The following is a 14,005-nucleotide window of genomic DNA, read 5'->3' as shown; positions in this document are numbered from 1 at the left end:
GGCGCGCGCATCGCATCGGGTGATGGTGGACTATGCCGCCCTCCCCTTCAAGCCGGATGGTTGCCGTTTCGAATTTCGCGGCGACGGTTCGGTGCTGATCACGCCCGGCTACGACCTGCCGACGCTCTGGCCATCGATCCCGCATCTGTTCGTGGATCGCGCGCGACGCTTTCCCGACCGCCCTTTCGTCGCGCGCCGCGAACGCCTTGCCGACGGCAGCCGCGGCGACTGGCGGCGGCTGACCTACGGTCAGGCGCTGACGCAGGCGCGCGCGCTGACGCAGGCCTTGCTCGATCGCAGTATCGGCCTCGACGCATCGGTGATGGTGCTGTCGGGCGGCAGTCCCGAACATATGGTGGTGAATCTCGCGGCGCAGATGGCGCGGGCGCCCTATGCGCCGGTGTCGGTCAACTATTCGATCGCGGGCGAGGATTTTGCGCGGCTCCGCCATTGCTTCGCCATCTGCCGCCCCCGGCTGATCTATGCCGACGACTGGCGCACCTTCCTGCCCGCGATGCGCGCGCTGCGCGAGGAGGATTCGGCGCTGATCCTCGTCACCGACGAGGCCGCGCCGGAGGGCGAGACCGTCGCCCTCGCCGATCTGCTCGCCGCGGTTCCGACCGGCGCCGTCGACGCCTCGATGACCGCGATCACCCCGGACACGCACGCCAAGACCATCTTCACCTCGGGCTCCACCGGCAAGCCCAAGGCGGTGATCCAGACGCAACGCATCCTGACCGGCATCGTCGCGCAGCACCAGGCGATGTACGAGGAGCCCGACCGTGAAACGCAGGCGCGCGCCTTCCTTGCGTGGGTGCCGTGGAGCCATGTCGGCGGCAACAACACGCTGCCAGCCGACGTGCTCAACGAGGCGGCGTGCTTCTATATCGACGACGGCCGGCCGCTGCCGGGACAGTTCGCCGAGACGATCCGCAACCTGCGCGAGATCCGCCTCACCGAATATAATTCGACGCCGATCTTCTTTTCGGAGCTGGTAGGCGCGATGGAGGCCGACGCCGCTTTGCGCGACCATTTCTTCGCCGAACTCCGGTTTCTGAGTTACGGCGCGGCGGGACTGTCGGAGGATGTCTTCCGCCGACTGCAAGCGCTCGCGGTGGCCGCGACGGGACGCCGCATCCCGATCATCACCAAATATGGCACTACCGAGACACAGGGCACGACGATTGTCGGCCGCCCGCTCGAAACCACCGGCGCGATCGGCCTGCCCTTCGCCGGCAACGTCGTGAAACTCGCGCCTGTCGGCGGCCGGCTGGAAATTCGCGTCAAGGGGCTCACCGTGACGCCCGGCTATCTGGAAGACGCGGAGGCGACCGCCGCGGCATTCGACGAGGAAGGCTTTTATCGCACGGGCGACGCCGCACGCTTCGTCGACCCCGCCCGACCGGAACTGGGACTCGCCTTCGACGGGCGGGTAACCGAGAATTTCAAGCTTCTGTCGGGAACATGGGTCCATGTCGGCGCGCTGCGCATGGCGTTGCTCGACACGCTCGACCTGCTGCAGGACATCGTCATCGTCGGCGAAGGCCGCGGCGAGCTACGCGCCCTCGGCTGGCTGCGCGCCGCCGACGCGCGTCGGATCGCCGGCGCCGGGATCGACGCCGGATCGCTCGCGGTACATCCGGCGGTGACCGGCCATCTTGCCGAACGGCTTGCTGTACATAATGCCGGCGCCGGCGGCCAGTCGCGACGGGTTGCGGCGCTGCGTCTGCTGGCCGATGCGCCCGCCGGCGACGAGATCGCCGACAAGGGTTATATCAATCAGCGGGAAGTTCAGCGCCGGCGCGTCGCCGATGTCGAAGCGCTCTATCGCGGCGAGGCGATCTTCCCCGCTCGCCCGTCAATCCCAGCGCAGATATAATTCGTCGAACCCAGGAACCGAGCCGCAATGCTCGATATTCTTGCGTTCCGGATCGAGGCGGAACTCGGGGATGCGGGTCATGAATTCCTCGAGGAAAACGTCGATCTCCGCACGCGCGAGATGGGCGCCGACACATTTGTGCGGGCCATTGCCAAAGGTGTTGTGCGACGGGGCGTTGCGGTCGAAATCGACCTCCATCGGCCGGTCGTACATGCGATCGTCGATCCCCGACAGATTGTTGGGGACCATGATCATCTCGTCCTTCTTGAACAGCACGCCCTTATATTCGAAGTCGCGCGTCAGGATGCGCCCGGTGTTCGACAGGCCGAAACGGCGGAGAAACTCCTCGCGCACGGCAGGAATGATCTCAGGCTCCTCGCGCAGGCGGCGCTGCTGTTCGGGATGCCGGGCAAGATGATGGGTGATGTAGGAAAGCTCCGACGCCACCGTATCGAGCCCGCCCGCAAAGAGCAGCGTCGCCATCGAGAGCACCTCCTCCTCCGACTGGAAGCGCGGATTGCGGCGCCATGCGGCAACACGGGTCAGCAGGTCGTCGCCCTCGCCCTGATCGCGTTCGTCGAGAACCGTCTTCAGATATTCGCGCACGCGCATCTGCGCCGCCATGCGATCGGCAGGATCGTAGGAGGACATGATCGCGATGCCCCATTCGACGAATTCCTCGCGGCGGTCGAGCGGCAGGTCGACGATGCGGAGGAACATCGTCACCGGCATCACGCGCGCGAATTCGCCCAGAAACTCGCAGCCGCCGTTGGGCTTCATCTTCTCGATCAGTTCGATCGTCAGGTCGCGCGCATCATCACGCATCTTCGCGACCTTGCCTGGCATGAAGCCGGGATTGATCACCGCGCGATAGCGCGCGTGCATCGGCGGATCGACCGCGAGCGGAAGCGGTTTCAGCGGCATCAGCGTGCGTGGAATCATGAATTCCTCGTGGCTGAAGATTTCGTAATTCTCCTGAACGAAGCGGATATCCTCGGCGCGGGTGACCATCCAATGACCTCCGTGGCGCGGCGACCAGATGATGTCGGGGCCGTCGTGCAGGCGCTTCACGGCATTGTAGACGCCGACTTCCTCCATCCCCGCCGGGCGGACATAGTCGTAGTCGACGACCAGTTCGTCGGGCACATGGCCCGGCTTGGGGGTCAATAGGGGAATGGGGCTGTTCATATCCTGCTCCGCTGCCTGATTGTTGTATATATCATCTATCTGTTTATACCGAAATGCAAGCGCCGCAAAAGCAAGGCGGATCGGGAGGGAGAGGATGGGGGATACAGTCTATCGCGTAGGCGAGCTGGCATTATCCGCGCGCGAACGGCAGCCGGCCGGTGCGCCGAAAGGCATCGTCCTTGCGCTGCACGGCGGCGGCTCTGGGGCCGGCTATTGGGATTTCTCCCCGACCTCGCTGCTCGACGTGGCGGCGGCGCGCGGGCATCTCGGCGTGGCGATCGACCGGCCGGGCTATGGCGCTGCCTTCGCCCGCCCGATGCCGCTCGCCGAGCAGGCGACGGTCGTGCTGGATCTCGCCGAGCAATTGCGCGCACGGGAAGGCGGTCCGCCGCTGCTGCTCGCCGGTCATTCGATGGGCGGCATATTGGCGCTGATCGCGGCCGCCCGGCCCGGTGCGGCGAACAGCATCGCCGCGATCGACGTTTGCGGCGTGCCGCTGCGCTATGCCGCCCCGATGCAGGCCGCTCTCGACGGGCGGCGGCTGGCGGAGGGCGCGACGCATTTCCCGGCCCTCGGCGATGACCATGCGCGTCAGGCGTTTTTCGGCGCCGAGGGCGATTTCACCGCCGAGGCGCTCGCCTATGATGCGACGCTGCGCACCCCGGTGCCCGGAGCCGAATTGCCCGATGCGGCCAGCGCTCCGCGCGACCTGCCCGCCGTCATGCGACGGATCGCCCTGCCCGTGCGGCTGAGTTTCGCGGCGGAGGAGGCGAGCTCGATCGTGAGCGAAGAAATCGCGGCGGAGGCTCGCGCCGATCTGGCAGGCAACGCCCGCAACCTGGTGCGCTTCGAGCTCCATACCGGGCACAATATCAGCCTGCATCGTGGCGGGCGCGCTTTCCATCAAGCGATGATCGACTGGCTGGAGGCAGCATGATCCCCGAACCCCATTTCACGCCCACGGTTCCCGGCCTGATCGGCCATTTCGCAGCACAGCATGGCGAAGCCGAAGCCTTGGTTCGCGACGGGCTGCGCGTGACTTTCACCGAACTCGACCGCCGGTCGGCGGCCGTCGCGCGCGCGCTGATCGAGCGGGGGGCAGGCAAGGGCGCGCGGATCGCCATCCTTGCCCCGCCTTCGCCCGAGTTCGTCATCGCCGTGCTCGCCGCCGCACGGATCGGCGCCGTCGCGGGGCCGCTGAGTACGCTCTATCAGGCCCCCGAGCTCGCCTGGGTGCTTGCCAACGCCGAATTCGATCAACTGATCGTCGCCGACGCCTTCCTGCGCCACGATTATCTCTCGCGGCTCGAGGAGGCGCTGCCAGGGCTGGCCGGGCAAGGTGACGGCCCGCTCCACCTGGCCGCGGCGCCGCGGCTGCGGCATATCCACGTCATCGGGTCCGGCAGCCGGTGCTGGTCGCGGCCCTTCGACACCTTGCTGGCGGGCAGCGATGTGGTGGACGAGGCGATGCTGCGTTCGATCGAAGCATTGGTGACCCCGGCCGATCCGGCGTGCATCATTCACACCTCGGGCAGCACGGCGAACCCCAAGGGCGTGATCCACGGCCACGGCCCTCTGGTGCGGCATAGCTGGCAGATGGGCATGGGCTTCACCCCCTTCGGCCCCGGCGACCGGGTGATCGTGACGCGCGCGATGTTCTGGGTCGCGGGCTTCGTTGCGACGCTCTTCTATAGCCTGAACAATGGCGCCTGTCTGATCACCACAAGCGACGGATCGCCCGCCAACGTCGCGCGGCTGATCGAGGAGGAGGGCGGCAACGCGCTCGCAGGCGACGTCGGCTGGTTCGACGTGCTGCGCGAATCGGACGCCCTGAAGGCCGCGCAGCTCGACGTCGTGCGGCTCAACATGGACACGGCCGGAATTGCGCGCGACGGACGCTTTCTGAGCGCACATCTGGTGAAGCGGATCGGTGACCCCATCCACCATCCCGCAGCCCGCTTCGCCCGGACCTTCGGCATGACCGAAACGCTGGGGGGGCATACGTCAGCGCGCTTCGACGAATTGCTGCCCGAGGACCGGCCGTCGTGGCAGGGGCGCGCGGTGCCCGGCGTCGAGTTGAAGATCGTCGATCCGGTCACGCGCCGCCCCCTGCCTGCCGGCGAAGTCGGCGAATTGCTCGTGCGCGGCTATTGCCTGATGCAGAGCCTCAACGGACGCGAACGGCACGAGGTCTTCGATGCCGAGGGCTATTACCCCACTGGCGACCTCTGCCGGCTCGACGTGGAGGGTTATCTGAAATTCGAGGCCCGGCGCGGCGAGATGATCAAGATTCACGGCGCCAACGTCGCGCCTCTGGAGGTCGAACTCGCGATGACGGGATTGCTGGGGATCGAGAAGGCCGGCGTCGTCGGCGTGGCGAGGAACGGCGACACCTTGCTCGCCGCCGCGGTGCTGATGGCGCCCGGTCGCGCGCTCGACGAGGCGGCGGTGATCGCCGAACTCAAGCGGCGGCTTTCCTCGTTCAAGGTGCCGACGCGCATCGTGGCGCTCGATGAATCGACGCTGCCCGCAACCGGATCGGGAAAGATCAAGAAGGCCGAACTCACGCAACTGATGGTCCGGTTGCTGGACAAATAATCATATATAGAATTTACTTGATTAACCCCGCAGACGCCTGCATGGATTCGCCGGTAGACATCGAACAGCGAAGCGAGAGGACAGATGGCCGAAGCCAAGACGAAAGACCTGCCCGACACCTATGGCGTCCTGACCGACGAGGGAATCGCCAAGCTGCGCGAGCGCATCGGCATCCAGGTCAACAAGCCGACCCCGCCGCACAATTACGAGGTGACCTGGGACGGGACCCGCCATTTCGCCTTCGGCTATGGCGACGACAACCCCCTGTGGTGCGACAGGAATTATGGCGAGAAGACACGCTGGGGCGGCCTGATCGCGCCGCCGAACTTCCTTTATACCATGGGCGAATCCGACGCGCCGCCGATCACGCCCGAGGTGAAGGCGATGATGAAGGGCGACCCGCTGGCGGGGCTCGGTTCCTATCAGGCGCAGATGGAATTCGAATGGTGGCGTCCTTTGCGGATTGGCGATCAGCTCAAGCAGCGCTTCGCCCTGATCGGCGTCCAGGTGAACGACAAAAGCGGTTTTGCCGGGCGCACCGTGTCCGAGGTGAATGGCTATATCTATCGCAACCAGAACGACGAACTGCACGCGATCCAGCGCGGCACCTGGATTCGCGCCGAGCGCCACGCATCGAAGGAAAAGAAGAAGGAATATGACCTTCCGACCCCCTATACCAAGGATCAGCTCGACGAGATCGACGCCTGCTATGCCGCCGAAACGCTGCGCGGCGCAGAGACGCGCTATTGGGAAGACGTGATAGAGGGCGAGGAATTGCAGACGATCGTCCGCGGTCCGCTGCGTACCAGCGACATCGTGGTCTGGCACGTCGGCTGGGGCATGCAACTGACCCCGCCGGGCGCCTTCCGCCAAAGCTGGAAAATCCGCGCCAAGGTTCCGGGGCTCTATACCCCCAACGAGCTCAACATCCCCGATACGGTGCAGCGCCTGCACTGGGAAAAGGCGTGGGCGAACGAACTCGGCATCCCCATCCCCTATGACTATGGCGGGCTGCGTGAAACCTTCCTCACCAACCTCTGCACCAACTGGATGGGCGACGACGGCTGGCTGTGGAAAATGTCGTGCCAGCACCGCAAGTTCGTCTACACCGGCGATACCTATTGGATCAAAGGCAAGGTCCGCAGGAAGGTGCAGGAAGATGGCCGGAACGAGGTGCATCTGGATATCTGGGTCGAGAACCAGCACGGCACGGTCGTGTCGCCCGGCAACGCCGTCGTCCTCCTCCCAACCCGCGATGCGCCGGTCGAGCTGCCGAAACCGGCGAAGGAGGATATCGACGAGATGTATGCCCATGAAGTCGAGCGGCTGAAGCAATGATTCCCGCTCGCGCCGCGGCGCTCGCCGGCGCCGCGGTCCATCGAGGGACGGCAGGATGACATACGAACATATCCGCTACGAAAAGCGTGGGGCCGTCGCGGTCATCACCTATGACAAGCAGGAGCGGCGCAACGCGTGGAGTCCGCCACTCTACCGCGAGACCGAGCGGGCGATCGAAAGCGCCAACGAGGACGAAGAGGTCGGCGCGATCGTGCTGACCCACGAGGGACCGATCTTCTGCGCCGGAACCGATTTCAAGGCGGGGCCCGAGGTCGATCCCGACACGGGCGGGAAACTGAACATCGCGCAGATCTGCATGATGCAGGACAAGGGCTGGATTCACCTGCTCGTGCGCTCGAAACCCATGGTCGGCGCCGTGCACGGCGCGGCGATCGGGCTTGGCGTCACCCAGCTTTTGCCGATGGATATCCGCATCGGCGGCGAGGGATCGACCTGGAGCTTTCCCTTCCTCTCGCTCGGCTACATGCCCGAACTCGGCTGCACCGCGCTGCTGCCGCGGCTCGTCGGCTATGGCCGCGCGCTCGACATCTGCCTGACCTCGCAAAAGCTGAGCGCGACGGAGGCGAAGGAGATCGGCCTGATCAGCCGCGTCGTTCCCGATGATCGGGTGATCGACGAAGCCATCGCGGTGGCCGAAAAGCTGGCGAGCGTGCCCAAGCTGCAGATGCGGCTGACGCGCGGGCTGTTTCAGGCAAATGCGCTCGAAACCGACGCCAACGCCTATTTGCAGCGCGAGACCGACGCCTTCATCGAGATGCTGCGCGCCGCGAAACGCGCGCGTGAAGCTGACGGCAACAAATAGGCCTTATCGGATCGAAGGCGGGCGCCCCCATCTCCGCCTTCCCGCCGAAAAGGGCGGCGTCCGCCCTTCCCTCAGCGCAGCAGCACCGTCACATCCTGAAGCTTTGCGTCGAAGGCGAAAGGCACGCGATAATCCTCACTGACGGGCGTGCCGGTATCGACGCCGACATCGAAAGTTTCGGAAAGCGGCATCAGGAGCCGGATCGTCGCGGGCACGCGCACGACCACCGGCGACGCACCGTCGACCGACAGGCGGGCGGTACCGCCCTGCCCCAGCCCGCCGCCGTCATAGTCGAAGTCGAGCCGGATTTCGTGCCGTCCCGGCGCCAGCGTATCGGTCCAGTCGACCATAGTCCGCTGAAGCCCGAGCCTGTTGTACACGAAGCGCGGCACCCCGTTTCGCACGAACAGGCCATAGCCGCCGAAGCGGCCGCCCTGCGTCACCAGCATGCCGTTGCCGCCGCCGGTCGGCACCTCGACGCGGGCGACGAGCGAGAAGGAGCGATTGAGGATCGCCGGCGCGATCGCGCTCGGGATGCGTTGGACCCCCGCGGGATAGGAAAAGCGCGTGCGCCCCTTGTTGATGTCGGGCGCCGGCAGGCCGCGCGGCGAACGCGAAATGGGAAGCGCATTATTGCGTTCGGCCTCACGGAAGAAGAGCGCCTTGAGCTCGGCCAGCTTGGCCGGATTTCGCGCCGCAAGGTCGGTCGACTGGCTGAAGTCGCGCGAGAGGTCATAGAGTTCCCACCTCCGCTCGCCAAAGGGCACGTCCTTGAAGCCGGTGAATTGCCACGGCATGGTCACCGGCCGCGTGTTGGCGAGCCAGCCGTCGGCATAGATGGCGGCATCGCCCGACAGCTCGTAAAATTGCATCCGCCGCGTCGACGAGGCCGATGCGCCGCGGATGGCATAGAGCATCGAAGCGCCGTCGAGCGTCATCTGCGAAACGCCATCCACCGCCTGCGGCGGCGCGATACCCGCCGCATCGAGGATCGTCGGCACGATATCGGTCAGATAATGATATTGGCTGCGCACCTCGCCACGCACATCGGGCGCGCGGCGCGGCCAGGAAAGCACCATCGCGTTGCGCGTCGCGCCGAGGTGCGAGGCGACACGCTTGAAATAGGGAAAGGGCGTCGACATCGCATGGGCCCAGCCGGTCGGGAAATGCCCATAGGTCATCGGACCGCCGAACCGGTCGATGTTCGCGAGCGCGACGGGATAATCGGCCTCGCCCGCCTCGTTCAGGCCTGCTGTTTCATTAAACAGGCCGTTCGCACCGCCCTCGGCGCTCGATCCGTTGTCGCCTTCGACGAAGAGGACGAGCGTGTTGTCGAGTTCCCCGGCGCGCTCGATCTCGTCGAGCACCCGGCCGATCTGATCGTCGGCATAGGCGATCGCCGCGGCATAAGCCTCCATCATCCGCGCATAGAGCCGCTTCTTTTCGGCCGGCAGGCTGTCCCACGCCGCGATTTCGGGCGGCCGCGGCGTCAGGCGTGTGCCGGCGGGGACGATGCCCATAGCGATCTGCCGCTGCAGCGTGCGCTCGCGCAGCGCGTCCCAGCCGAGGTCGAAGCGACCGCGGAAGCGTTCGACCCATTCGCGCGGCGCCTGGAACGGCGAGTGGGCGGTGCCGGTCGCATAATAGAGAAAGAAGGGCTTGTCGGGCTGCACCGCGTGCTGGCGCCGCAGCCAGGTCATCGCGCGGTTGGCAAGGTCGCGATCGAGGATATAGCCGGGGTCGTCGACGGGCGGTTCGACCGGTTCCGTGCCGAGATAGAGTTGCGGCGCGAACTGATCGGTATCGCCGTCGAGGAAACCGTAAAAATATTCAAAGCCCAGCCCGGTCGGCCAGCGATCGAACGGGCCGGTCGGCCCCGTTTCCCATTTCGGCGTGATATGCGCCTTGCCCACCATCGCGGTATTGTAGCCGTTGTCACGCAGGATGCGGGCGATGGTCGCCGCGCTTTTCGGAAGGATGGTGGTATAGGCGGGGTGCGAACTTGCCGAATTGGTGACGCCCGACATGCCGACGCGGGCCGGGTTGCGCCCGGTCAGCAGCGCGGCACGGCTCGCCGAACAGATGGCCGCGGTGTGGAAGCGGTTGAAGCGCAGGCCGCGCTGCGCAAGCCGGTCGAGCGTCGGCGTCGGCACGGGGCCGCCAAAGGTCGATGAAGCGGCGAAGCCGGTGTCGTCGGTGAGCACGACCAGCACATTGGGTGCTCCCGCCGGCGCGGCGGGCTGAGACGGCCATGCCGGCAGCGCCTCTGCTGCCTCCTGCGCGACAGCGGGCGCAACCAGCGCGGTCGCGGCAAGCAGAAGGATGGCGGAAAACCTGCGGTCGATCATGTTGAACTCTTTCGGATGGGCGCCGCGCGTCGACACCGCTGCGACCGGACGGCGAGGGCCGCCCGGTCGCAGCGGCGCCAAGCCGTCAATAGGCGTCGCCGCCGAAGCGATATTTCAGGCTGACGCCCCACATCCGCGGCGGCGCGTAGATGCTACCGCGGACGCCCAGCGACGACCGCTGGGTTAGGTCGTTGCTGCCGATGCGATAGAGCTTGTTCGTCGCATTGGTCAGGAAGACGCCGAGATCGACCGGCTGCCCCATCACATCCTTCCAGTTGAGCGAGAAATCGAGCGTCGTATAGGCGGGCTCGATCGCGTTCGGGTTGAGCGCGCTCGTATCGGTGAGTGCGACGCTCGACTGGTGATAGAGACGGCCGCCGAAGCTGATCTTGCCGATCTTGTCATCGAGCGGCAGCACATAATCGAGGTTCAGCGTATATTGCGTCTTGGGCACCGAGTTGAAGCGGTTGTCCGAGCAGAAACCGACGATCGCCACCGAGGTGGGATCGCAAGGATTCGCGACCGGATCGGGCGTCGTGCGGTCGAACGTCGCGTCGGTATAGGCAAAGGTGCCGCCAAGGGTCAGTCCCTCGACCGGGATCAGGCTGACCTCCGCCTCGATGCCCTTGATCCGGCCGTTGTTGACATTCTGCACCAGCGAGACCGGCACCGCTCCCGGCAGGACGACATTCTTCTGAATGGCCTTGTAGCGGTCGGTATAGGCGGCAAGGTTGGTGCGCAGGAACACGCCATCGAAATCGAAGTCCGCCTTGACGCCCGCCTCGATCGAAACGTCGGTTTCCGGCTGGTAGGCCGGGCTGACGCCGGGGGGGGCCGAACTGTTTACGCCGCCGGGACGATATCCCTTGCTGATCTTGGCATAGAAGAGCTGCCCCGCATCGGTCTTGTAGGACGCCCCGAAAGTCCAGGTGGTCGATTTGAACGACCCCCGCGTTTCGACGCAGGTCGCGGTCCCGAGAACGTTGTTGAGCGGGATCACGCCGACCCCCGGCCCCAGATCGAGCGAACCGAAGCCATAGTCCTGGCATTTGCCGTGCGGGATGGGTGCGAAGGTGGACGCGACGAGGACATCGGCGAGCGGTTCGGGAACATTGCCGCCGCCCGGCCCCATCAGAAAGGCCTTGAGCGCCTCTTCGCCGCCCGGGATCGGGCTGAGGTAGGTCGCCTGGCGCGACAGTACCCGGTCGTGCGTATAGCGCAGACCGCCGTTGATCTTCAGATTGTCGGTGATCGCATATTCCAGCGAACCATAGACGGCGCGCGACTTGGTCGTCAGATCGTTCACGCCGGCGCGCTGCAGGATCGCGACGTTGATGGTGGCGTTTTCGGCCGGGCCGCCGGGGCGCTGCTCGTCCATATAGCCGCCGACGGCCCAGTTGAGCTTGCCGTCGAGGGCGAGGCCCGACAATCGCAACTCCTCACTGAGCTGTTCGGCGTTGGTGAAGAGCACGTCGGTGTTCGGGCAGGCCGAGTGGCAGGTCAGCACCGCGGCTCCGTTGGCGGCGCCGAAGTTGGAGGCTTCGTCCTCCTTTTCGCGGACATAGCCGAAGATATTGGTAAGCTGGATGTCGTCGGCCAGGTCGACGACCGTGCGATTGACGAGATAGAGATTCTTCCGCTTGCTGTAGAGCGGGTCGACAAGCGAGATCGCGCGCGGGCCCCGCGCATTCTGTGCGTCGAGCTGCGCGTGCTGGGCGGCGAGATAATTGGTCGCGGTGAACGGCGTCAGCCCCGGCGCCATCGGCACGACGCTGCCGTTCGCGTCGATGCCGTAACCGCCCGCGAACAGCCCCGCGAGGCCGGCGATGTTCGCACCGAGCGCGGCATCGTTGATGCCCCCAAAGATCACGGCGGTGCCGTTGTCGTGCGTGTTCTGATAGGACAGGATCGTCGTATTCTCGATCGTGTCGGTCGGCCGCAGCGTCAGCGAGCCGCGGAATCCTTCATAGGCGAGATTGTCATGCCGCTGTCCGGTCGCGAGGTTGCGCGTAAAACCGTCGCGCCGCGCGGTTTCGAACGCGCCGCGCAACAGCACCCGATCCTCGACGATCGGAATGTTGATCGCACCATTGACCGTGCGCAGGCCGTAATTGCCGACCTTGACCCCGACATAGCCGCCGAAATCCTCCTTCGGCGTCTGCGGCGAGACCATGACGTTGCCGCCGTCCGTGACGCGGCCGAAACCCACTCCCTGCGGACCGCGCAGCACCTGCACATTGGCGAGGTCGTAGAATTGCCCTTGCGTCAGCCGCGAGATCGGCACTTCGGCGAAATAGGTGATAACCGCTGGAAAGACGGTACCAAAGGAAAAGCCCTGGCCGCGGATCGTGTAGGTCAGATTGTTGCGGTCGGAGACCGAAGCCGAAACCGCCAGGCCCGGCGTCGTCTGGACGAGGTCGACGGGATTGAAGCTTCCGCGCTGATCCATCTGTTCCTGCGACACCACCGACACCGCGATCGGAACGTCCTGCAGCCGCTCTTCCTGGCGCCGGGCGGTCACGACGATCTCGCCAAGGCCTCCCTGCCGATCCGCACCATCGGCGGCCGGCGCGGACTCGCCTTCGCTTTGTGCCTGCGCCGGCTGGATCAAAAACACACTCGCCGCGCCGGCGAATAATATCGCTTTCCACTTGTGCATGGGGGTTCCTCTCCCGTTCCGGGCTCTTTGGCCCTTTTCCCTTCGAGTCTCATTCGAAGCTTCCCCGACGGAACCTAGCCCGGCTTGGAGGGCTGTCAATATCGTATATATTATTCTGTGAATTTATATGAAAATTTAAGGACATTGCCTCGCTGGGAACCCCGCGAGAAGAGAGAATCGGGGCGCTCTTCGGGCCCTTTCCGTCCTCATTCGAGCACATCGGGCGAGGAAATGAATGAGCGCGGCCGCGGCCCCCGTCCGACAAGGACGGCAATCGACCGGCTAAATCCCGGGCTGGCGATCCTTCGCTGCGCGCCGTCCCCTCGTCCAGCCGAAGACGGGGAAAAACACTTCCTCGAACCAGGGGGGCGTGGGCCCGGGCAGGCCGTAGTTCGCGGGACGACCCTCCGGAATGTGGAGGGTCCCGAAAATCCGATCCAGAAAGGAAAAGGTCACGGCGTAATTGCGAAAGGAAGCACCGTCGCGCCCATAGCCATGGTGGGTGTGATGGATGCCCGGCGACACCAGGACCGTCTCGATCGCACGAAACAGGCGACCGAAGCGCCGTGATCGCCGGATAGCGTCATCCCAGCGGAAATGGGCATGGGTGATCAGATTCCATCCATAGATGGTCAGGATGGTCAGCGTCGCCGCAAGTTCCTGTCCGAAATAGACGGCCGCGCCCAGAATCCACGTCGTCGGCACGAAGAGCGTCCAGAGGGGATGGATGCGCAACGTCACCAGGACATTCATATATTTCCCGGCGTGATGTGTCCGATGCAATTTCCAGAGCCAGTCGCGCCCCGGTTTGCCCTTGGCTTCATGGGCCCATCGATGCACCCAGTAAAAGCTGAATTCGCACGCGAACAGGATGAGAAGGAATGACGGCAGCACCGGAAAGGCTGCGAGCGCGCCCCGATCCGCCGGAAAGCAGGAAGACAGCAGCAAGGCGATCGCCACGGCGAAAAGCGGCCGGGTCACCACCCGGGTCACGGCGATGCAGAGGATCAGGGTCGCATAATCGTTCCTGCTGTAGATGCCGCGATGAGCGCCGGCGATCAACTCGAGAAGCAGGACTGCCAGCGTCGCTGGAATGATGAAAATTCCAATTTCCATTCGACCGCACCTCCTTCATCGGAGGTAGACATGCCAATAGAATTTCTCCAATGAAT

Annotated in this window: 9 protein-coding genes; 5 read left to right on the top strand and 4 right to left on the bottom strand. The window is 65.1% G+C overall.

Annotation, left to right across the window (positions count from 1 at the left end; translation table 11 throughout):
* Positions 1–25 precede the first annotated feature (25 nt).
* Positions 26–1,879, top strand: a complete 1,854-nt coding sequence (locus FHR21_RS02140) for an AMP-binding protein (protein WP_221234951.1) — start codon at positions 26–28, stop codon at positions 1,877–1,879.
* On the opposite strand, the gene FHR21_RS02135 is transcribed toward FHR21_RS02140, so the two are convergent.
* Entirely contained in the window at positions 1,859–3,067 is a 1,209-nt protein-coding gene (locus FHR21_RS02135; protein ID WP_184094832.1) for a cytochrome P450, read from the bottom strand. The genes FHR21_RS02140 and FHR21_RS02135 overlap by 21 nt on opposite strands.
* Before the next feature lie 94 nt (positions 3,068–3,161).
* Here FHR21_RS02135 and FHR21_RS02130 point away from each other — a divergent pair, with 94 nt between their 5' ends.
* The 4 genes from FHR21_RS02130 (at position 3,162) to FHR21_RS02115 (ending at position 7,826) form a co-directional block, all read left to right on the top strand.
* On the top strand, positions 3,162–4,004 hold the full coding sequence (locus FHR21_RS02130) for an alpha/beta fold hydrolase (RefSeq protein WP_184094830.1): 843 nt from the start codon (positions 3,162–3,164) through the stop codon (positions 4,002–4,004).
* Complete coding sequence (locus FHR21_RS02125; protein ID WP_184094828.1) at positions 4,001–5,665, top strand: class I adenylate-forming enzyme family protein; 1,665 nt, start codon at positions 4,001–4,003, stop codon at positions 5,663–5,665. Before FHR21_RS02130 ends, FHR21_RS02125 begins: the two co-directional genes overlap by 4 nt.
* Before the next feature lie 84 nt (positions 5,666–5,749).
* The gene (locus FHR21_RS02120) at positions 5,750–7,003 is read left to right on the top strand and encodes an FAS1-like dehydratase domain-containing protein (RefSeq protein WP_184094826.1); all 1,254 of its coding nucleotides are present in this window, start codon (positions 5,750–5,752) and stop codon (positions 7,001–7,003) included.
* Between the two features lie 55 nt (positions 7,004–7,058).
* Positions 7,059–7,826 carry an enoyl-CoA hydratase/isomerase family protein gene (locus FHR21_RS02115; RefSeq protein ID WP_184094824.1) on the top strand — a complete coding sequence of 256 codons (768 nt, stop codon included), beginning with the start codon at positions 7,059–7,061 and terminating at the stop codon, positions 7,824–7,826.
* A 71-nt stretch (positions 7,827–7,897) separates the two neighbouring features.
* Here FHR21_RS02115 and FHR21_RS02110 read toward each other — a convergent pair whose 3' ends face one another.
* From FHR21_RS02110 to FHR21_RS02100, 3 genes are all read right to left on the bottom strand, one after another.
* The gene (locus tag FHR21_RS02110; protein ID WP_184094822.1) at positions 7,898–10,174 is read right to left on the bottom strand and encodes an arylsulfatase; all 2,277 of its coding nucleotides are present in this window, start codon (positions 10,172–10,174) and stop codon (positions 7,898–7,900) included.
* A gap of 85 nt (positions 10,175–10,259) precedes the next feature.
* Positions 10,260–12,833 (bottom strand): TonB-dependent receptor, encoded by a 2,574-nt coding sequence (locus tag FHR21_RS02105; RefSeq protein WP_184094820.1) that lies wholly within the window; start codon positions 12,831–12,833, stop codon positions 10,260–10,262.
* Between the two features lie 282 nt (positions 12,834–13,115).
* Positions 13,116–13,949 carry a sterol desaturase family protein gene (locus tag FHR21_RS02100; RefSeq protein WP_184094818.1) on the bottom strand — a complete coding sequence of 278 codons (834 nt, stop codon included), beginning with the start codon at positions 13,947–13,949 and terminating at the stop codon, positions 13,116–13,118.
* Between the last annotated feature and the right edge of the window lie 56 nt (positions 13,950–14,005).

It is taken from the genome of Sphingopyxis panaciterrulae, from assembly GCF_014199295.1.
Lineage (GTDB): Bacteria > Pseudomonadota > Alphaproteobacteria > Sphingomonadales > Sphingomonadaceae > Sphingopyxis > Sphingopyxis panaciterrulae.
This window is presented reverse-complemented; position numbering and strand designations above follow the sequence as displayed.

What these genes read in the sequence shown, in the direction of transcription:
- FHR21_RS02135 (WP_184094832.1), bottom strand. Translation starts at nt 3,067, where the DNA reads ATGAACAGCCCCATTCCCCTATTGACCCCCAAGCCGGGCCATGTGCCC.
- FHR21_RS02130 (WP_184094830.1), top strand. Translation starts at nt 3,162, where the DNA reads ATGGGGGATACAGTCTATCGCGTAGGCGAGCTGGCATTATCCGCGCGC.
- FHR21_RS02125 (WP_184094828.1), top strand. Translation starts at nt 4,001, where the DNA reads ATGATCCCCGAACCCCATTTCACGCCCACGGTTCCCGGCCTGATCGGC.
- FHR21_RS02120 (WP_184094826.1), top strand. Translation starts at nt 5,750, where the DNA reads ATGGCCGAAGCCAAGACGAAAGACCTGCCCGACACCTATGGCGTCCTG.
- FHR21_RS02115 (WP_184094824.1), top strand. Translation starts at nt 7,059, where the DNA reads ATGACATACGAACATATCCGCTACGAAAAGCGTGGGGCCGTCGCGGTC.
- FHR21_RS02110 (WP_184094822.1), bottom strand. Translation starts at nt 10,174, where the DNA reads ATGATCGACCGCAGGTTTTCCGCCATCCTTCTGCTTGCCGCGACCGCG.
- FHR21_RS02105 (WP_184094820.1), bottom strand. Translation starts at nt 12,833, where the DNA reads ATGCACAAGTGGAAAGCGATATTATTCGCCGGCGCGGCGAGTGTGTTT.
- FHR21_RS02100 (WP_184094818.1), bottom strand. Translation starts at nt 13,949, where the DNA reads ATGGAAATTGGAATTTTCATCATTCCAGCGACGCTGGCAGTCCTGCTT.